At 66.2% G+C, this 19009-nt stretch carries 15 protein-coding genes; 8 read left to right on the top strand and 7 right to left on the bottom strand.

From position 1 onward, the window contains the following. Positions 1–144 precede the first annotated feature (144 nt). From lspA to Q4F91_RS08715, 3 genes are all read right to left on the bottom strand, one after another. Entirely contained in the window at positions 145–738 is a 594-nt protein-coding gene (lspA, locus tag Q4F91_RS08725; protein WP_303336756.1) for a signal peptidase II, read from the bottom strand. After that, positions 738–3599, bottom strand: coding sequence for an isoleucine--tRNA ligase (gene ileS / locus Q4F91_RS08720; RefSeq protein WP_303336754.1), 2862 nt, complete (start codon positions 3597–3599; stop codon positions 738–740). The genes lspA and ileS overlap by 1 nt, the downstream gene beginning before the upstream one ends. A 282-nt stretch (positions 3600–3881) precedes the next feature. Then, positions 3882–4835, bottom strand: a complete 954-nt coding sequence (locus tag Q4F91_RS08715) for a bifunctional riboflavin kinase/FAD synthetase (RefSeq protein ID WP_303336751.1) — start codon at positions 4833–4835, stop codon at positions 3882–3884. Positions 4836–5056: 221 nt separating this feature from the next. On the opposite strand from Q4F91_RS08715, the gene purN reads away from it, so the two are divergent. Together purN and Q4F91_RS08705 are read left to right on the top strand one after the other, a co-directional pair. Further along, positions 5057–5707 (top strand): phosphoribosylglycinamide formyltransferase, encoded by a 651-nt coding sequence (purN, locus tag Q4F91_RS08710; protein WP_303336749.1) that lies wholly within the window; start codon positions 5057–5059, stop codon positions 5705–5707. 32 nt (positions 5708–5739) lie between these two features. Further along, positions 5740–7224 (top strand): RsmB/NOP family class I SAM-dependent RNA methyltransferase, encoded by a 1485-nt coding sequence (locus Q4F91_RS08705; RefSeq protein ID WP_303336746.1) that lies wholly within the window; start codon positions 5740–5742, stop codon positions 7222–7224. A 109-nt stretch (positions 7225–7333) separates the two neighbouring features. Here the strand turns inward: Q4F91_RS08705 and ybaK are convergent, their stop codons facing one another. Further along, a complete protein-coding gene (gene ybaK, locus Q4F91_RS08700; RefSeq protein WP_303336743.1) occupies positions 7334–7825 on the bottom strand; it encodes a Cys-tRNA(Pro) deacylase in 492 nt (163 codons plus the stop codon). Positions 7826–7938: 113 nt separating this feature from the next. Continuing rightward, the gene (gene ispH, locus Q4F91_RS08695) at positions 7939–8961 is read right to left on the bottom strand and encodes a 4-hydroxy-3-methylbut-2-enyl diphosphate reductase (protein ID WP_303336741.1); all 1023 of its coding nucleotides are present in this window, start codon (positions 8959–8961) and stop codon (positions 7939–7941) included. Positions 8962–9277: 316 nt separating this feature from the next. Here ispH and rpmB point away from each other — a divergent pair, with 316 nt between their 5' ends. Continuing rightward, positions 9278–9511: a 50S ribosomal protein L28 gene (gene rpmB, locus Q4F91_RS08690; RefSeq protein ID WP_139688698.1), complete on the top strand. Its 234-nt coding sequence runs from the start codon at positions 9278–9280 to the stop codon at positions 9509–9511. Positions 9512–9534: 23 nt separating this feature from the next. Continuing rightward, entirely contained in the window at positions 9535–9702 is a 168-nt protein-coding gene (gene rpmG / locus Q4F91_RS08685; protein ID WP_303336738.1) for a 50S ribosomal protein L33, read from the top strand. Between the two features lie 182 nt (positions 9703–9884). Here rpmG and tsaD read toward each other — a convergent pair whose 3' ends face one another. Beyond that, positions 9885–10949: a tRNA (adenosine(37)-N6)-threonylcarbamoyltransferase complex transferase subunit TsaD gene (tsaD, locus tag Q4F91_RS08680; RefSeq protein WP_303336736.1), complete on the bottom strand. Its 1065-nt coding sequence runs from the start codon at positions 10947–10949 to the stop codon at positions 9885–9887. Positions 10950–11203: 254 nt separating this feature from the next. Between tsaD and rpsU the strand changes: the two genes are divergently transcribed. Together rpsU and Q4F91_RS08670 are read left to right on the top strand one after the other, a co-directional pair. Further along, complete coding sequence (gene rpsU / locus Q4F91_RS08675; RefSeq protein ID WP_139688702.1) at positions 11204–11416, top strand: 30S ribosomal protein S21; 213 nt, start codon at positions 11204–11206, stop codon at positions 11414–11416. Positions 11417–11551: 135 nt separating this feature from the next. Then, positions 11552–11998 (top strand): GatB/YqeY domain-containing protein, encoded by a 447-nt coding sequence (locus Q4F91_RS08670; RefSeq protein ID WP_303336758.1) that lies wholly within the window; start codon positions 11552–11554, stop codon positions 11996–11998. Positions 11999–12023: 25 nt separating this feature from the next. Here Q4F91_RS08670 and Q4F91_RS08665 read toward each other — a convergent pair whose 3' ends face one another. Next, positions 12024–12401, bottom strand: coding sequence for a hypothetical protein (locus Q4F91_RS08665; protein ID WP_303336734.1), 378 nt, complete (start codon positions 12399–12401; stop codon positions 12024–12026). 101 nt (positions 12402–12502) lie between these two features. Between Q4F91_RS08665 and dnaG the strand changes: the two genes are divergently transcribed. After that, the gene (gene dnaG / locus Q4F91_RS08660; protein ID WP_303336733.1) at positions 12503–15106 is read left to right on the top strand and encodes a DNA primase; all 2604 of its coding nucleotides are present in this window, start codon (positions 12503–12505) and stop codon (positions 15104–15106) included. Between the two features lie 866 nt (positions 15107–15972). Next, the gene (gene rpoD, locus Q4F91_RS08655) at positions 15973–18930 is read left to right on the top strand and encodes an RNA polymerase sigma factor RpoD (RefSeq protein ID WP_303336731.1); all 2958 of its coding nucleotides are present in this window, start codon (positions 15973–15975) and stop codon (positions 18928–18930) included. Positions 18931–19009 lie beyond the last annotated feature (79 nt).

Raw genomic sequence — 19009 nt, 5'->3', positions numbered from 1 at the left:
CACTTAACGACCTGATCTATAAGAATTTTTTCGACTTTAAGCTGTCAAAGACAGGAAGAGGCAGAAAGAGATCACCCCGCCCGGGACGACCCGGACGGGGTGACAAAAGTGAATCGCGTGGATCCTCCGGCTTCGTCAGATGCTTCAGCGGTCCTTCCTGAGGCCCAGCAGTTCGTCGAGCACGATGCCGGCCGCTCCCGTGCAGATCGCGACGTCGGCGACGTTGAAGGCCGGCCAGTGCCAGTTCCTCCAGTAGAAGTCGAGGAAGTCGATCACGTAGCCCGAGGTGACGCGGTCGGCGAGGTTGCCGATCGCACCGGCCGCGATGAGCGTGAGCGCGAGGCTGAAGAGTTTGCGGTCGCTGTGGCGCTTGAGGAGCCTCAGCACCACGACGACAACGACGAGTGCAAAGGCCGAGAGCACCCAGCGCTGCCAGCCGCCCATCTCAGCGAGGAACGAGAAGGCCGCGCCGTAGTTGTGCGCGAGCGTGAGGTTGAAGCACGGGAAGACCGGATGGATGTCGCCCGGGTCGAGGTGCCGCTCGAACCAGAACTTGGTGACCTGGTCGAGAACGAACACGAGAAACCCGAGGAACGTCCAGAGCGCGAACTTCCCCGTCGTGGGACCCGACGGCCTCGACGGCTTCGGTGATGAGGACGCGCCCGACCCTCCGGCGGACCGGCCGGTGGAACCGGCCGGGCGGGAGGCGGCGGAGCGTCTGCGCTGCCCCTCAGCCATCAGGCGAAGAGGCGCTTCTCACCGGCGCCGAAGAGGTTCGCGGCGCAGCGCGGGCAGATCGTCGGGTGCTCGGCGACCGTGCCGACGCCCGGCACGTAGTGCCAGCAGCGCTCGCACTTCTGCGCGTCGGAGGCGCGCACCGTGATCGAGACCTGATCGGCCTTCACGAGCTTCACGTCGGACATGATCATCACGAAGCGGAGTTCGTCGCCGAGGCTCGCGAGCGCGTCGTAGAGCTCGCCCGGAGCGGCGATCTCGCCCACGGCCTGCAGCGACGAGCCGATCGCACCGGCGGTGCGCTGGTCCTCGATCGCCTTCTGCACGTCGGCGCGCAGAGCGCGGATGGCGGCCCACTTCGCGAGGAGCTTCTCGGCGTCCTTCACCTCAGGGAGAGGCTCGAACTTCTCGACGAAGATCGTCTCGGCTTCGTTGGGCGAGAAGATCGCGAACGCCTCCTCGGCCGTGAAGGAGAGGATCGGCGCGATCAGGCGCAGCAGCATCGCCGTGATGAGGTAGAGGGCCGTCTGGGCCGAGCGGCGCGCGAGGCTCTTCGGGGCCGTCGTGTAGAGGCGGTCCTTCAACACATCAAGGTAGAAGCTGCCGAGGTCGGTCGAGGCGAAGGTCTGCAGGAGCGTCACCACATTGTGGAAGCGGTAGTCCTTGTATTCGACGAGCACACGCTTCTGGAAGTCCTCGGCGTAGGCGATCGCCCAGCGGTCGAGCTCGAGAAGCTCGTCCACGGGCACGGCCTCGGTCTTCGGATCGAAGTCGGAGGTGTTGGCGAGGAGGAAGCGGAGCGTGTTGCGGATGCGGCGGTAGGACTCGACGACGCGGTTGAGAATCGTCGGCCCCAGGCGCAGCTCGCCCGAGTAGTCGGTCGAGGCCGTCCAGAGGCGGAGGATCTCGGCGCCGTACTTGTCGCTGATCTCCTGCGGACGGACGATGTTGCCCTTCGACTTCGACATCTTCTCGCCCTTCTCGTCGACGCAGAAGCCGTGCGTGAGGAGCTGGTCATAGGGCGGACGGCCGTCGAGCATCGTGCCGGTGAGGAGCGACGAGTGGAACCAGCCGCGGTGCTGGTCGCTGCCCTCGAGGTAGAGGTCGGCTGGCCACGTGAGGCAGTCCTTGTGCGAGCCGCGCATCACGGTGTAGTGCGTCGTGCCCGAGTCGAACCAGACGTCAAGGATGTCGGTCGACTTGACGTAGTCCTTCGCCTCGTCGCCGAGGAGGTCGGCGGGCTCGAGCTTCGCCCACGATTCGATACCGCCCTTGGCGACGATCTCGGCGACCTTGTCCATGAGCTCGAGCGTGCGGGGGTGCAGTTCGCCCGTGGCCTTGTGCATGAAGAACGGAAGCGGCACGCCCCAGTTGCGCTGGCGCGAGATGCACCAGTCGGGACGGTTCTCGATCATCGCGTAGAGGCGGTTCACACCCCACTCGGGGAAGAACTTCGTGGCCTTGACGCCCTCGAGCGCGGCCTGGCGCAGGGTCTTCGGCTGCGCGGGGAGACCGAGCACGCTCTTCGTGTCCTCGTCGGGCTCGTCCATGCGCACGAACCACTGCGCGGTGGCGCGGTAGATGAGCGGGGTCTTGTGGCGCCAGCAGTGCATGTAGCTGTGCATCATGTGGCCGGACGAAAGGAGCGAGCCGGCAACGCGCAGCGTGTCGAGGATCTTCGGGTTCGCCTGCCAGATGTTGAGGCCGGCGAAGAACGGCAGCCACTCGGCGTACGTGCCGTCGCCCTGGACGGGGTTGAGGATGTCGTCGTTCGGCATGCCGTAGCGCTTGCAGGAGACGAAGTCATCCACGCCGTAGGCCGGGGCCGAGTGCACGATGCCCGTGCCGGCGGTGGCGTCGACGTAGTCGGCGAGGTACACCGGCGCCGTGCGGCGGTAGCCCTCGTGCATGTCGTAGAGCGGGTGCTTGAAGCGGACGAGCTCGAACTTCGCGCCCTTCGCGGTCGCGACGACCGTGCAGGGGAAGCCGTAGCGCTTGCAGCAGTCCTCGGCAAGCTTTTGGGCGAGGATGAGGTAGCGGTCACCGCAGTCGACGAGCGCGTAGTCGAGCTCGGGGTGCATGTTGAGCGCCTGGTTGGCGGGGATGGTCCACGGGGTCGTGGTCCAGATCACGATCGAGCAGGGCTTTTCGAGCTTCACCCCGAAGATCTCCTCGACGCGCGCCTTGTCCTCGTCGGCGAGGGCAAAGGCCACGTCGAGCATGGGGGAGTCCTTGTCCTTGTACTCGACCTCGGCCTCGGCGAGCGCGCTCTGGCAGTCGAAGCACCAGTTGACGGGCTTCAAGCCGCGGTAGACGTAGCCCTTCTCCATGATCTTCTTCAGGGCCACGATCTCGGCCGCCTCGGTCTCGAAGCGCATCGTGCGGTACGGGTTCTCCCAGAAGCCGAGGACGCCGAGGCGCTTGAAGTCGGCGAGCTGGAGCTCGGACTGTTCCATCGCGTAGGCGCGGGCAAGCGACTGCATCTTGTCGACCGGCAGGTTCTTCCCGTGGAGCTTCTCGATCTGGACCTCGATCGGCATGCCGTGGCAGTCCCAGCCCGGCACGTACGGAGCGCAGAACCCCTCGAGGGTCTTCTCCTTGTTGATCATGTCCTTGATGATCTTGTTGACCGCGTGGCCGAGATGGATCTGGCCGTTCGCATAGGGCGGGCCGTCGTGAAGGATGAACTTCTTCGCGTCGCGGCGCGCATCGACGATGCGCTGGAAGATCTTCTTCTCCTCCCAGTCGCGCACCCAGCCGGGTTCGCGCTTCGGGAGGTTGCCGCGCATCGGGAACGGCGTGTCGGGAAGGTTGAGCGGGTACTTCTTGCTGGCGTCCTTGGACGCGTTGTCAGGCTTTGCCATCTTTTTCCAGGCTCCTGGCCCCCTCGGGCTCTTCAGGTGGACGGGCGCGAATGAGTCCGGGCATTCCGGGCACCGGACCCCGGGCATCCCGTCCGGGTTGATACAAGGTTTTTTCGTGCTTCTTCTCTAGCGACAGACGCGCTCGAGGGGAATCCATGCGAGCGCGTCGAGTGAGAATCAATAATTTTTGTCTCTTCGCCCCTCGTGCATCAATTCCCCGGAAGGATGAGATGTGAGGGGCGCTTTTCGGCGGCCGGATTCTTCCCCGTCCGCGTCTCTGCCTCAGAAAGTCCCGGGAGGAAGTCCCAGGATCTGACGCGCACGAACGGCGTCGTTGCGTATGGCGGCCTGGAGTTCCTCCAGACCGCTGAATTTCTTTTCCATCCGTATTCGCTCGACGAAGCGCACGGTGACCGTGCGCCCGTAGGCGTCGCCCTTCCAGTCAAAGACATGCGTCTCGAGGAGCCACCGGCGGGCGCTCGAGACCGTGGGGCGGAGCCCCAGCGAAGCAACGCCGGAAAGCGGCGCGGAGGAAAGCCCCTCGACCTTGACGGCGAAGACGCCGGCGAGCGCGGGACGCGCACGGCTTCCCGGGGGGATGGGCGAGAGGTTGAGCGTCGGGTAGCCGAGCGTGCGGCCGAGCTCCGCGCCGTGGATCACGCGGCCCGTCATCGTGTAGGGGCGCCCGAGCATGAGGGACGCCTCGTAGAAGTCGCCCGCCTCGAGCGCCTGGCGCACGCGTGTCGAGCTCACCTTCTTTTCGCCGTGGAAGAGAAGGGGCGAGATCCAGGTCTCGTAGCGCCACGTTTCGCCGAAGCGCGCGAGGTCGTGCGCGGAAGCCGACCTCCCCGAGCCGAAGCGGAAGTCCTCGCCCACGGTCACCCAGCGGCAGTCGAGGCCCTCGACGAGCACGCGGCGCACGAACGCCTCGGCGCCTTCGTTGGCGATGCGGCCGTTGAAGGGCAGCATGTAGATGCGCTCGACGCCGCACTCAAGCAGGTGCTTCACCTTGTCGGCAAGCGTCGAGATCCGCGGAACCGGATCGAGGTGCGGGAAGTACTCGCGCGGATGCGGCTCGAACGTGAGGACGCTCGGCACGAGTCCGCGGCTGCGCGCGGCCTCGACAAGGCCGGCGAGCAGTGCCTGGTGACCGGTGTGGACGCCGTCGAAATTGCCGATGGCGATCGCGCTCGGAACGCGCAGGCGAGGAGAAGGTAAACCGCGGAAAACGTGCATTGCTACTTGAAGGACGACTCGTAAGTGATCGGGATGATTCGAGCTCGAAATTTTATAATACTAAGCTCTGCGCGGGGGACGCGCCTTTCCTGCGGGTCCGTTCGACCTCTGAGAAGCGCACTAGGCAATTTTGCCCATGCCGCCCGTCCGCTCCCTACAATACGCACCTTTTCTCCTGTCCGGACGGCCTCCCGCCGCCATCACTCCTCACAAGATTTCCCATGAAGAACATCGTCATTCTGCTCTCCGGCCGCGGGAGCAACTTCGAGGCCATCCTGCGCACCGCGCGCGAGGAGAACTGGGAGGCCGCCGGTCTGCGCATCGCCGCCGTCTTCTCGAACCGTCCCGAGGCCAAGGGTCTCGCCACGGCCCGCGCCGCGGGGCTCGACGCCTACGCGGTCGACCACAAGGCCTACGCCACCCGCGAAGCGTTCGAGGCGGAGCTCGCGCGCCTGATCGACCCGTACGACCCGGCCGTCATCGTGCTCGCGGGCTTCATGCGCATCCTCACGCCCTCCTTCGTCAACCGCTGGGAAGGCAAGATCCTCAACATCCACCCGGCGCTGCTGCCGCTCTTCCCCGGCCTCGACACGCACCGCCGCTGCATCGAGGCGGGCTGCCGCGTCCACGGCTCGACCGTGCACTTCGTCTCGGCCGTCCTCGACGGCGGCGCGATCATCGGCCAGTCGGTCGTTCCCGTGATGACCACCGACACGCCGGACTCGCTCGCCGCGCGCCTGCTCCCCTATGAGCACCGCGTCTATCCGAAGTGCGTGCGCGCCGTGGCCGAGGGCCGCGTGAAGCTCGTGGACGGCCGCGCCGTCATGGACGACGCCACCGCGCGCGAGCTCGCGGTCTTCTTCGCCGATTGATTACCTCCTTTTTTTAGAAAGAGCATCCTGTCATGCCTGCTGAGAACCACCCGAAGAAGCGCCGCGCCTTCGAAATGCAGAAGCCCCGCCGCACGGAGCGCCCCGCCGAGGGCAAGAAGCGCACCGAGCGCCAGATCGCCGCTGACAAGCGCCGCCGCGCGGAGCGCGCGGCCGAGGGCAACGTCCGTCACTCGGGCCCGAAGACGCCCGAGCACCGCATGGCGCCGAAGACCCCGGGCAAGGTCCGCATCACGACGCTGATCGTCGACGAGCTCGCCCGCGCCCTCAAGGTGATCCTGCGCTTCGACGGCCCGGCCGATGTGTTGATGAAGCTCTTCTTCAAGAGCAACCCGCAGCTCGGCATGCGCGACCGCGGCTTGATCGCCGAGGGCATCTACGATGCGCTGCGCCGCTACGGGACCCTGCGTGCCGCGATGCGCCCCGTGCATCCGGACCGCGCGCCGAAGCTCGCCGCGCTCGCCGTCCTCGCCCGCCAGCACGGCATCGATGCGCTGCCGCCCTCCGCGATCGGCTCCGAGGAAGGTCCCTTGAAGAACGTCCTCGCCTTTGATGCCTCCAAGGCCCCGGCGCACGTCGCCGCGGAGCTCCCGCAGTGGATGTTCGACCTGATCGAGGCGCAGTACCCGGATTCGAAAGATCTCTATCAGGCGATGGTCGAGGGCGCGCCCCTGGACCTCCGCGTGAATCTGCTCAAGACCACCCGCGAGGAGGTCCTCGCAGAGCTCGCGAAGAACGGCGTCGAGGCTCACCCGACCCCGCTCTCGCCCGACGGCGTGCGTCTCCCCACGAAGCCCGGTCTCACCCGCTGGCCCATCTACCAGGACGGCCTCGTTGACGTGCAGGACGAGGGCAGCCAGCTCATCGCCCGTCTCCTGACGCCGCGCCGCCGCGAGATGATCTGCGACTTCTGCGCGGGCGCGGGCGGAAAGACCCTCGCGATCGGCGCGCTGATGCGCTCCACGGGCAGCCTCTACGCCTTCGACGTGAACGAGAAGCGCCTCGCGGGCCTTGCGCCCCGCATGCGACGCGCCGGACTCACGAACGTCCACCCGATCGCGATCCGCTCCGAGCAGGATCCGCGCGTGAGGAGGCTCAACGGCAAGTTCGACCGCGTGCTCGTCGACGCCCCCTGCACGGGCACGGGAACGCTGCGCCGCAACCCGGACCTCAAGTGGCGTCTCTCGCCCGAGGAGCTCAATCGCATCAACGAGATCCAGAAGAGCGTGCTCGCCAGTGCCGCGAAGCTCGTGAAGAAGGGCGGCAGACTCGTCTACGCGACCTGCTCGCTCCTGAAGCGCGAAAACCAGGACGTCGTCGAGGCCTTCCTCGCCGAGAACCCCGGCTGGAAGCTCGTCCCCGTCGCCGAGGTCTTCGCGCAGCAGGGCATCACCTTCGGCGAGGGCCAGCTCGAACGCTTCGGCGGCTACATGCAGCTCCTCCCGCACGTCAACAACACCGACGGCTTCTTCTCGGCGGTGCTGCAGCGCGACGAGTAACCCCCAGAGTCACAGGGCTCCGGTTCGCCGGAGCCCTTCAGACAACAAAGGCGGCCTCCCGGCGATCGGGATCAGGCCGCCTTTCTCATTTCCGGGGACCGGAAGCCGGTCAGCCGGGGATGGCGCAGTTCACGGGCTTGGCGCCCAGCACATCGCGCAGCACCTTCGGGTCGATGCCGACCTGGTAGCCGCGGCGGCCGCCGTTGATGAAGATCCGGTCGAGCTCGAGGATCGACGCCTCGACGTAGACGGGCATGCGCTTCCTCGTGCCGAAGGGGCTCGTGCCGCCCACGAAGTAGCCCGAGTTCCTCTGCGCCTGCTCGGGCTTGCAGGGGTTGACGTGCTTCGCGCCGATCTGGCGCGCGAGGTTCTTCGTCGACACCTCGCAGTCGCCGTGCATCAGGATGATGAGGGGCTTGGCGTTCTCGTCCTCCATCACGAGCGTCTTGATGACGTGGTGATGGTCAAGGCCGCAGGCCGAGGCAGCCAGCGCCGTGCCGCCGTGCTCGACGTACTCGTAGGACTTTTCCTCGAAGGGAATCTTGTGCTCGCGCAGCCACTGCGTCGCGGGCGTGAGACTCTGGTGCTGGGATTTCGACAACTCGATCTCTCCGTATTCAGTTCAGGCCTGACCGGGAACGGTCAGGTACGTCTCAGGGTAAACCCTGAAGTGTTCGTGGGGCGAATCCTACACCGACCCGCCCGGGGTGTCCGTCACGCCTTCTGATCACCGTCGGCCGGGCGGACGCTGAGGCCGGCGAGCTCGCGGGCAAGTCCCCCGGTCGCGGCGCGGGCCGCCTGCAGGTCGCTCTCCCAGAGGCCCTTCGGAAGCGGGAAGGCGACGTTCTCCTCCTCGCCCGGCAGGGTCTTGACTTCAATGGGCCCGAAGTTCTCCCTGAGCCATTCCACAATGCCCTGCACGAGGGACTCGGGCGCCGAGGCGCCGGCGGTGATGCCGATGGCACTGACGCCCTCGAGCCACTTCGGATCGACGTGCGCGGCGGAGTCGACGAGGTAGGCGTGCACGCCCTGGCGCTCGGCCACCTCGCGCAGGCGGTTCGAGTTCGAGCTCGTCGAGGAACCGATCACGAAGACCACGTCGACGCCGGAGAGCGCGAGCGTCTTCACGGCCTCCTGGCGGTTCTGCGTCGCGTAGCAGATGTCCTGGCGCTTCGGCTCCTGGATGTGCGGGTAGCGCGCGCGCAGCGCCTCGATCACGTCGCGGCTGTCGTCCGCGCTGATCGTGGTCTGCGTGACGTAGGCGATGGTGTCGGCGTCGGTGAAGGGGAGCTTCGGCACGTCGGCCGCCTTCTCCACGAGATGGATGCCGTCCTCGACCTGGCCCATCGTGCCCTCGACCTCCGGGTGCCCGGCATGGCCGATCATGATGATCGAGCGTCCCTCGCGGCGCCAGCGGCCCACTTCCTTGTGCACTTTTGTGACGAGCGGGCAGGTGGCGTCGAAGACCCTGAGCTTCCTTTCCTCGGCCTCGCGCTCCACGGCCTTCGGCACGCCGTGCGCGGAGAAGACGAGCGTCGAGCCCTCGGGCACGTCCGCGAGGTCGTCGACGAAGACGGCGCCGCGGCGGCGCAGGTCCTCAACCACGGTGCGGTTGTGCACGATCTCGTGCCGGACGTAGATCGGGGCGCCGTAGATGGCGAGCGCGCGCTCGACGATGGCGATGGCGCGCGTGACGCCCGCGCAGAAGCCGCGGGGCTGGGCAAGGTGAACCTGCATGGGGGAATCCTTCTTCGAGAGGCTTGTTGGAGAGGCCGATCGGAGAAGCATAAAAGAAAAACGCCCGTTTTCACACACGGACGCTCTCGAAGCGGGTACAATGCGCTCCCTGTCAATTTCTCCGCGCCGCCGGGAGCCCTGTACTGACACTGTGGGGAGCCAAGCCGGTCCGTCAAGGGCAATGGGTGCCCGGGAGCGGTGGCGTCGATCCCGGAGACTGACTTAGAATCATCAACTTTTCAGCGCTCGTCCGGTGCTCCGCCTCGATCGAGGGGCGATGAGGCCTGCGAGACGTTTTTTATTTCTGGAGTTTAAGATGGCACGAGTGTGTCAAGTCACCGGTAAGGCGCCGATGGTCGGCCATCAGGTCTCGCACGCGAATAACAAGACCAAGCGTCGCTTCATGCCCAATCTGCAGTACCGCCGTTTCTGGGTTGAGAGCGAGAACCGCTGGGTCCGTCTTCGTCTGACGAACGCGGGCCTGCGCACGGTCGATAAGGTTGGCATTGATGCCGTTCTCGCGGATCTTCGCGCCCGCGGCGAAATCTAATCTCAACATAGAGGAGTTTCACCATGGCGAAAAGCGCACGCGATAAGATCAAGCTCGTCTCTTCCGCTGGCACGGGTCATTTCTACACCACGACCAAGAACAAGAAGACGATGTCCGGCAAGATGGAAATCTCCAAGTACGACCCGGTTGCCCGCAAGCACGTGGTCTACAAGGAGACGAAGCTCAAGTAATTCTGAGCTCAAGTCCGTCCCGCTCTGATCCCGAAGGGATCGGCGCCGGAAGCGAGAAGCCCGGTTCAGGTTCATCCTGCCGGGCTTTGCTGTTTCTGCCGGTCTGGCAGCGGGCAGAAAGAAGCCCGCCCGAGGAGTTCGTTCCAGGGCGGGCTTTCATTTGTTCAGAGCTGGGCGCCGGCTCAGACCGTGAGATTTCCGGGGAGCGACGCCGCCGGCAGCATCTCGAGCGGCCAGCGGGGTCGCACGCCGAAGGCAAGCTTGTCGAGCAGTGCATTCCTCTCCTCGTCGCTCATCGACTCGAGCCTGGCGATGCCCGCGCAGGCGATCATCGCGCCGTTGTCGGTGCAGAGGCGCATCGGCGGGAAATAGATCTCGCCTCTGCGGCGCTTCACCTCGAGCGTGAGACGCTCTCTAAGCTGGCGGTTGGCGGAGACGCCGCCCGCCACCACCACGTGATTGAGGCGCGTCATCTTGATCGCACGCACGAGCTTCGCGGCGAGCACATCCACGAGGGCGTCGACGAACCCGCGCGCAAGGTTCGCGCGGAAGGTCTCGTCCTGCGGATCCGGGGCGGAGCGCACCGCCGTGAGCACCGAGGTCTTGAGGCCCGAGAAGCTCATCGAGAGGTTGGGCGCGTGGATCATCGGGCGGGCGAGCTCGATCGCGCCGGGCACGCCCTTCTCGGCGAGCGCGGAGACGGCGGGGCCGCCGGGGTAGGGGAGGCCGAGGAGCTGCGCGGTCTTGTCAAAGGCCTCGCCCGCGGCGTCGTCGAGGGTTTCGCCGAGCAGTTCGTAGCTGCCGAACTTCTCGACCCTGAGGATCTGGGTGTGACCGCCCGAGACGAGGAGCGCGAGGAACGGGAACTCGGGCGCGGGGTCGGCGAGGCGCGCCGCGAGGAGGTGCCCCTCCATGTGGTGCACGCCCACGACGGGGATGCCGAGCGCGAACCCCATCGCGTGGGCGACGGAGTTGCCGGCGAGAAGCGCCCCCGCGAGGCCCGGGCCCTCGGTGACGGCGATCGCCGTGAGGTCCTTCCGGGTCTTGCCCGCGCGGGCGAGCACCTCGTCGGTGAGCGCCACGACGCGGCGGATGTGGTCGCGGCTCGCGAGCTCGGGCACCACGCCGCCGTAGGCGCGGTGCATGTCAATCTGGGTGTGGAGCGCGTCGGCGAGCAGCCCCTCCGTGTCGGAGATGAGGGCGGCGCCGGTTTCATCGCAGGAGGATTCGATACCGAGTACTAGCATGATGGGAGCGCATTTTAGAAGAGCCGCGCGCGGGGTGGGCGGCTCCGCAGGGGCACGGCCGGTCGGGAAAGGGTGAAGTCGGGCGAGAAAGGGCAGGAAAGGGTGGAAAAAGGCGAAAAAAATTCGTCCCGGGCGTTGAGTTGCGGCACGGATTGTGAGAAAATGCCCGCTTTCCGCTCAGCCGCATCTTGCCCCGGAACCAGACGAGGCTGAGTTTCCTGTGAACATTTCCGGGTCATCACATTTGGTGTCTAATGCCTACTATCCGCGTTAAAGAGAACGAACCCTTCGAAGTCGCCATGCGTCGCTTCAAGCGCACCATCGAGAAGTCCGGCCTTCTGACCGAGCTCCGTGCGCGCGAATTCTATGAGAAGCCCACCGCTGAGCGTAAGCGCAAGAAGGCCGCCGCGGTCAAGCGCCACTACAAGCGCCTCCGCAGCATGATGCTCCCGAAGAAGCTCTACTAATTCTTCTTCCCCGAGCGACTCTCAGAAACCCTTTGCGGGTGCGCCCGTCCTTCATGGACGGGGAGAAGCACACGCGAAACAACTTTCAGATGTCCCCCTTCCATAAAGTGATGAGCGGACATCGACCGAAGGATGGTGATGATTAAGGACAGAATCCGCGAGGATATGAAGGCTGCGATGCGCGAGCATGACGCCGCCCGTCTGAGCACGATTCGTCTCCTTCTCGCTGCGGTGAAGCAGCGGGAGATCGATGAAAGGATCGAGGCGACTGACGCCGTCGTGATGGAGACCATCACGAAGATGGTCAAGCAGCGCCGCGATTCCGTCGAACAGTACCGCGCAGGCGGCCGTGAGGACCTCGCCCAGAAGGAGCAGGCCGAAATTGATGTGCTCTCGGGTTATCTCCCGAAGCAGTTGAGCGACGACGAGATCGCCGCCATCATCGACGAGGTCATCGCCCAGACGGGTGCCTCCGGCATGGCCGGCATGGGCAAGGTGATGGGTGCCGTCAAGGCGCGCGTCACGGGCCGCGCCGATCTCGGCAAGGTCTCCGCCCTCGTGAAGGCCCGTCTCACGGCCTGATCGAAAGATAAGCTCTGACGGACGTTCAAGTGTCCGGGAGGAATCCCAGCGGCCTGAAATGTCGTCGCTGATCCGGCTTCTCCTGAAGTCCGGGTCTGGCAAAGAAGAAACCTCCGTGGCCACAGGCTGGCTTGCGGAGGTTTTCTTTTTTCTGCGTCCGAATCCCGCGAGGACGCTGTTTCCGGCACTCAGCCCGGCGGATGATTGAGACCGGATGCCACAGGTCATTGAGTTGGGAAGCCCCGGCGATTCTGAGCCCTGACCCACGAGAGGGCGAGATGCGATACCTCGGCTCGCTGAGCCTGGAAACCACAGCGATTCTGAGCCTCGCTGCCTCAGCCTGGAGAGACTCGACGGCGACGCCCCCTGAGAGGAGATGCCTCAGGGACTTGAGATCGATCATGGGCCTGGAGGGCCTTCCTTTATACAATCTCAAGTTTCACCTTCATGCGCCCCGCCCGGGTGCGCATCAACCTCCACGCATCTCTCCGGACGCCGGTCCGGATGGCTTCTCTTCCCGCACCCATGATTCCCGAGGGCTTCATCTCCAGTCTGCTTGACCGCGCCGACATCGTCGACGTGGTCGGCCGCTATGTGACCCTCAAGAAGGGCGGCCGGAACTTCATGGCCTGCTGCCCCTTCCACAAGGAGAAGACGCCGTCGTTCTCGGTGAGCCCCTCGAAGCAGATCTACAAGTGCTTCGGCTGCGGCAAGGCCGGCAACGCCATCGGGTTCCTGATGGAGATGGAGCGCCTCGACTTCCCCGAGGCGGTACGAAGGCTCGCCGGCATGTACGGCCTCGAGGTTCCCGAGGACCGCTCGCCCGCGCGTCGCGAAGCGCGCGCACGCGCGAAGACGCTCTCCGACTTCATGAAGGAGGCGGCGGACTACTACACGCAGTGCCTGAAGGACTCCACTCGAGCCATTGACTATCTCAAGGCCCGCGAGCTCACCGGCGAGACGGCGGCCCGCTTCGGCCTCGGCTACTCGCCCGACGGCTGGCACGGTCTGCAGGCGGTGTTCCCGGGCGAGAAGTACAACGCGAAGGAACTCACCGAGACGGGTCTCGTGCTCGAGAAGAACGGCCGCCGCTACGACGCGTTCCGCGACCGCATCATGTTCCCTATCCGGTCGGCGAAGGGCACGGTGATCGGCTTCGGCGCCCGCACGATGAAGGGCGACGAGCAGCCGAAGTACCTGAACTCCCCCGAGACGCCGATCTACCACAAGGGCAGCGAGCTCTACGGTCTCTACGAGGGCAGGACAGCCATCATCGAGAAGGGGCGCGCGATCGTCTGCGAGGGCTACATGGACGTGATCCAGCTCTCGCAGGCCGGTTTCCGCGAGTCGGTGGCGGCGCTCGGCACCTCCATCACCCCGGAGCACGTCAAGAAGCTCTTCAAGCTCTCCGACGCCGTGTACTTCTCGTTTGACGGCGACTCCGCGGGCCGCAAGGCCGCCCGCAGGGCGCTCGAGGCCGCGCTCCCCGTGATCGCCGACACCCAGGCGGCGCACTTCGTGCTGCTGCCGCCCGAGCACGACCCGGACAGCCTCATCAAGGCCGAGGGTCCGGAGGCCTACGAGCGCGAGATCGAGAAGGCGCTGCCGCTCACGGTTTTCCTGAAGAGCCTATTGGTTGAGGGGAAGGAGCTCATCTACGCCGAGTCGCGCGCTAAGCTCGCCGCGGAGGCGAAGCCCCTCATCCTTTCGATGAAGAACGCCCCTGTCCTGAGACTCTCCCTCATGCGCGAGGTGGCCTCGCTCGCCCGTCTGCAGCTCGAGGATCTGCAGCGCGAGTGGGGCATTGCGCCGGAACCGGCCGCGGTGCCTGCGCCCTCGCGCCCGACGGGGCTCACCTACGGCCGCGGCGGCCGCAGGGACGGCTGGGGTGACCGAAGCGACTGGGGTGACCGCACGGGCCGTGACGGCTGGCGACGCCGCCCCTCGCCCGAGCCCCGCGTCCAGGTGCAGGACGTGCGCGACAGGATGCTGCAGTGCTTTCTCGCCTATCCGAAGTTCCTCTCCGAGTTCTCCTCCCAGATCGAGGATGAGTTCGTCACGTCCCGCAGCCCCGCGGCCTCCCGCATCGTCGAGGTCTGGCGCGCGAGCGCGGACGAGGACGGCACGGTCGCCAATCCCGCGACGCTCCTCGCACGGCTCTCGGACTCGCCCGACATCGGGCGCTACATGGATCTGCTCTCGGGCGAGCTCACGCTCGAGACCTCCGAGAAGGCGGCCCGGATCGAACTCACGCGCGATTTCCTCCGTTTCGAGCTCGAGCGCACGAAGGCGCGCATTGCCATGCTCGGCGATTCGAAACCCGACATGGAGGAGCGGCGGGCGCTCTGGGAGCGCGTGAAAGTGCTCGAGCACTCGATAGAACAGAACGCCGAGGACGAGCGCAGCTGTCACCGCGAGAGCGCCGACGCCTCGCGCGCCAGCGCCTTCGCGAAGACCGAGGCCGGCCATGCCGACATGAACTTCTCCTCGAACCCCAAGGTGAGGGCGCTCCAGGAGCATCTCTTCGGCCGGGCGGCCATGGAGGCCGCGGAGGCCGGCGCGCAGAAGTCGCAGGATTCCGGCAATGCCGATGCGCTCCGGGAAGCCCGCGAGACAGTGCTCGCAAAGAACGCGGCCGCAGCCTTCGGGGCCGCGCCCGCCGCCCCGGCGGCCTCGCCCTTCGGTGCGGCTCCCGCCTCGCCCTTCGGCAGTGCCCCGGCTCCCGCGGACGATCCCTTCGCGCCCCAGCCCGCCCGGAAGGCGCCTGCCGGGCCCGCTCAGGAACCCGCTCCCGGACCCGTCGTCGCACGCACGGCGCGTGACGACCGCGACGCACGCTTCGCGGCGCTCGAGGCCGATGCGCGCAGGCGTGCCGGCATCGCGCCCGTTGCCCCCGCCCCCGCGGACATCCCCGCGGGGAACCCGGACGTCGACGACGGCTTCGCCCCCAGCGACGAGGAGTACGTGCCCGACATGCCCGAGGGCTTCGACGACGGCATGGACGACGCGGGCTTCGCGGGTCTCGCCGCGGAGGCCGAGTTCGCCGCCGGAAACGAAGCGGACGCGATTCCGGACGCGGACCCCGATATCGGACGCAGGCGCCGCTGATCTATTAGGGAAAACCCTGATTTTTCTGTTTTTTGCGGCCGACTTTTTCAATTGGTTACAAAAAAGTACGTGCAATTTTTCCTAAAAATCTCGGGAAAAATTTGCTGATCCTCTGCACGTCCTCGGGGGCGGTTGCGCTGCCTCATTTTTGAGCAGGGACGGTCCCGGGGACGGGAGGAACGGTGCCTCGGGAGGCGTCGCCGAGGGGTGTTCACCGGGAGCCGGCGGCCGCCGCCCGGGAACGCGGGGAAGCGCGGCAATCCGCCGGATTCGGCAGGGCGGAGGGGATCGCCCGTGTCCTCCGGGGGACGCGAAGGAGCGGGGGCGGGGCATCCCGGAATCCTGGGCCGGGGCGTCCGCGCCGGTATTTCGGGACACACCGCAGGACCCTTCGGAAGGGCCCCGGAAGGCCCTGTCCGGATGCGTCATCCGAGGCCCGAAAACGCAGTAACTGCTAGGAATCGGCTGAATTTTCCCCACGGGTGAAATTCGGTCTCATGTGGCAGAATTTGAGCTGATCCGCCGATTTACCGCATGGACGGAAAATGTCAAGAGTCTGAAGCCCCCCGCAGGGGGAGGCGCCCGGTTCGGGCACTTCCCCTTCGAAGCAGAGAGGGGGCTCCCGAAAGTCCGCAGCGGAATGGGTGAATCGCTTCTGGGAAGGCTCTCTATTTCCCTTTGAGAGGGGAGGCGGGGGAAGCCCTTTCCGAGGCGCAGGGTCCCTGAGGAGAGATTCCTTGTTCCGGAGCGGACGGACTGCCCTGAGAGGTGCATTCCGTCCCCCCAAGACCTATCGCAGCCAGAGGCGCAGGGGCGCGCCCGCGGTTACTTCCTTTTTGCGGTGGGTTCGCTGGAGAAAGCACACGATGGCGGTGGCAAAAAAGTCGAAGAAAGAAACCGTGACCACGGAGGTGACGATAGAGACGGGGTCGAAGAAGCGCTCCAAGAAGAAGGAGAAGGCGGCTCCGACGCTCGAGACCTCCGGTCTCACGCTCTCGATCGAATCCGTCGAGGACGAGAAGCCTGCGGCGGGCAAGCGCGCCTCCAAGAAGAAGGCCCGCACTGCCGCGGCCGATGAAGCGCCGCGCCCGACGCCGCGTCTGAGAAAGTCCTCGAAGAAGGCCGCCGCCGTGGAGACGGAGGCCGCTCCGGCGCCCGAGCCCGCGGCGCCTGCCGAAACCGCTCAGCCCGCCGAGGCCCAGGCCTCGCCTGAGGCTGGTGAGGCTCCCGCGACCGAGGCCGAGCCCTCGCCCGCAAAGCCCGCCCGCCGCAAGTGCGCGCCGAGAAAGCGCGCCGCGAAGGCCGAGTCCCCTGAGACTGTTTCCGCCGAACCCGCCGCCGAGGCGGACGGGAAGGCCGAGGCTCCCGCGAAGCCGAAGCGCACCCGCAGAACCGCCGCAAAGGTCGCCGAAAAGGCCGCTGAAACCGCAGAGCCCTCCGTCACCGAGCCCGCCGCGGCTGATGCCGCGCCCGCCGGCGAGACGGCGAAGCCCGCTCCCGCGAAGCGCACCCGCAAGGCCGCCGCGAAGAAAACCGTGAAGACTGAAGAGGCCGCCGCCGAGGCTCAGACGGCCGAGGCCGCTCCCGCTGATGAACCCGCCGAGGACGGGAAGGCGGAGAAGGCCGCGAAGCCGAGAAAGCCCCGCGCGAAGAAGGCCGCGGCGAAGGACGGGAAGCCGAAGGGCAGGCCCGGCCGCAAGCCCAAGAAGAAGTCCGATGACGAGGAAGGGTTCGACGACGAGGACGGCATCGTCGACGTGATCGATGATGACGACGGTGACGGCGTCGATGACTACGCCGACATCCCCGAGCTCGCCGACATGGACGAGGAGGGCGAGGCCTCCGATGAGGCCGAGGAGACCGAGGAAGCCGAGGAGGGCGCCGAGCCCGCCGCGGCCGCCGGCGCCGAGGCCGCCCCGAAGAAGCCCCGCCGCACCCGCAAGTCGCGCGCCGCGCGTGACAAGGCGCTCCTCGAGGCGATGAAGCACGGCTACGGCTCCGAGGAGGAGTCGAAGGAGGACCGCCGCTCGAGGCTCCTCAAGCTCATCACGCTCGGCAAGGAGCGCGGCTACGTCACCTACAGCGAGATCAACGACAACATCCCGAACACGCTCCTCGACGAGGACGCGATCGAGCAGATCGTCAGCATTCTCGGCAACCTCAACATCGCCGTCCACGAGGTCGCGCCCGACGAGGAGCAGCTTCTCATGCAGGGCACCGGCGAGGCGGTGAGCGACGAGGACGCCGAGGCCGAGGCCGAGGCCGCGCTCTCGACCGTCGAGAGCGAGTTCGGCCGCACGACCGATCCGGTGCGCATCTACATGCGCGAGATGGGCTCCGTGGAGCTCCTCTCCCGCCAGGGCGAGATCGAGATCAGCAAGCGCATCGAGGACGGGCTCAAGCACATGGTGCTCGCCATCGCGCGCTGCCCGATCACCGTGAAGGAGATCCTCGAGAACGCCGACGAGATCCGCACGGGCAAGAAGGACATCGACGAGGTCGTCGACGGCATCGTCACCCAGGACGATCAGGGCAACGTGATCGGCAGCCAGGAGGACGAGACCGACATGGGCGCCTCCGCCATGACCGTGGGCCAGCTCGAGGAACTCAAGGAAAAGAGCCTCGAGGTCTTCGATCGCGTCGAGGCGCACTTCCGCACGCTCGTCACGGCCTTCGACGAGAAGGGCCCGAAGGCGGCCGAGCTCGAGGGTCTGCGCGACGCGATCCAGAAGGAGCTCATGAGCATCCGCTTCACCGCGAAGACTGCGGACAAGCTCTGCGAGTCGCTGCGCGGCACGATCAATGACGTGCGCCGCGCCGAGCGCGTGGTCTACGACGAGTACGTCCGCAAGGCCGGCATCAACCGCGAGTGGTTCCTCGCGAACTTCATCCCGAACGCGACCCGCCTCGGGTGGGTCGACGAGGTCGCGGCTGCCTTCCCGGCGAAGGGCCCGGCGATCCTGCACATGCGCGCGACCGTCGAGGAGGAGCAGAGGCACTTGGCCGAGCTCGAGCGCTCCGGTCACATGACGATCGGCGAGCTCCTCGACACCTTCAAGCAGATGGCCACGGGCGAGGCGAAGGCGAGGAACGCCAAGCGCGAGATGACCGAGGCGAACCTGCGTCTCGTCATTTCCATCGCGAAGAAGTACACGAACCGCGGCCTGCAGTTCCTTGACCTCATCCAGGAAGGCAACGTCGGCCTCATGAAGGCCGTCGACAAGTTCGAGTACCGCCGCGGCTACAAGTTCTCGACCTACGCGACCTGGTGGATCCGCCAGGCCATCACGCGCAGCATCGCCGACCAGGCCCGCACGATCCGCATCCCGGTGCACATGATCGAGACGATCAACCGCATGAACCGCATCACGCGCCAGGAGCTCCAGGAGACGGGTGTCGAGCCTGACAGCCGCAGGCTTGCCGAGCTGATGGAGATGCCCGAGGACAAGATCCTCAAGATCATGAAGATCGCCAAGGAGCCGATCTCCATGGAGACGCCGATCGGTGACGACGACGACTCGCATCTCGGCGACTTCCTCGAGGACACGCAGACTGTCGCGCCCGCGGAGGCTCTGCAGAACACGTCGCTCTCCGAGACCGTCCGCCAGGTGCTCGACAGCCTCTCGCCCCGCGAGGCGAAGGTGCTCCGCATGCGCTTCGGCATCGAGATGCAGTCCGACCACACCCTCGAGGAGGTCGGCAAGCAGTTCGACGTGACCCGCGAGCGCATCCGCCAGATCGAGACCAAGGCCCTGCGCAAGCTCCGCCACCCGAGCCGCGCTGACAAGCTGAAGAGCTTCATCGAATCCGACGGCAAGGACTGATCCGCCACTGACTACGGACAAGACCGGGACTCCCTCCGACACGGGGTCCCGGTTTTTTTTATGCAAATTTTATATAAAT

Source organism: Sutterella sp., assembly GCF_030539355.1.
Classification (GTDB): domain Bacteria; phylum Pseudomonadota; class Gammaproteobacteria; order Burkholderiales; family Burkholderiaceae_F; genus Sutterella.
This window is presented reverse-complemented; position numbering and strand designations above follow the sequence as displayed.

Excerpts from the sequence above, each read along its gene's own strand:
- Q4F91_RS08705 (WP_303336746.1), top strand. The coding sequence starts at position 5,740 with ATGCCTGCTGAGAACCACCCGAAGAAGCGCCGCGCCTTCGAAATGCAG.
- rpsU (WP_139688702.1), top strand. The coding sequence starts at position 11,204 with ATGCCTACTATCCGCGTTAAAGAGAACGAACCCTTCGAAGTCGCCATG.
- rpmB (WP_139688698.1), top strand. The coding sequence starts at position 9,278 with ATGGCACGAGTGTGTCAAGTCACCGGTAAGGCGCCGATGGTCGGCCAT.
- purN (WP_303336749.1), top strand. The coding sequence starts at position 5,057 with ATGAAGAACATCGTCATTCTGCTCTCCGGCCGCGGGAGCAACTTCGAG.
- lspA (WP_303336756.1), bottom strand. The coding sequence starts at position 738 with ATGGCTGAGGGGCAGCGCAGACGCTCCGCCGCCTCCCGCCCGGCCGGT.
- rpoD (WP_303336731.1), top strand. The coding sequence starts at position 15,973 with ATGGCGGTGGCAAAAAAGTCGAAGAAAGAAACCGTGACCACGGAGGTG.
- Q4F91_RS08715 (WP_303336751.1), bottom strand. The coding sequence starts at position 4,835 with ATGCACGTTTTCCGCGGTTTACCTTCTCCTCGCCTGCGCGTTCCGAGC.
- ispH (WP_303336741.1), bottom strand. The coding sequence starts at position 8,961 with ATGCAGGTTCACCTTGCCCAGCCCCGCGGCTTCTGCGCGGGCGTCACG.
- rpmG (WP_303336738.1), top strand. The coding sequence starts at position 9,535 with ATGGCGAAAAGCGCACGCGATAAGATCAAGCTCGTCTCTTCCGCTGGC.
- dnaG (WP_303336733.1), top strand. The coding sequence starts at position 12,503 with ATGGCTTCTCTTCCCGCACCCATGATTCCCGAGGGCTTCATCTCCAGT.
- Q4F91_RS08665 (WP_303336734.1), bottom strand. The coding sequence starts at position 12,401 with ATGATCGATCTCAAGTCCCTGAGGCATCTCCTCTCAGGGGGCGTCGCC.
- tsaD (WP_303336736.1), bottom strand. The coding sequence starts at position 10,949 with ATGCTAGTACTCGGTATCGAATCCTCCTGCGATGAAACCGGCGCCGCC.
- ileS (WP_303336754.1), bottom strand. The coding sequence starts at position 3,599 with ATGGCAAAGCCTGACAACGCGTCCAAGGACGCCAGCAAGAAGTACCCG.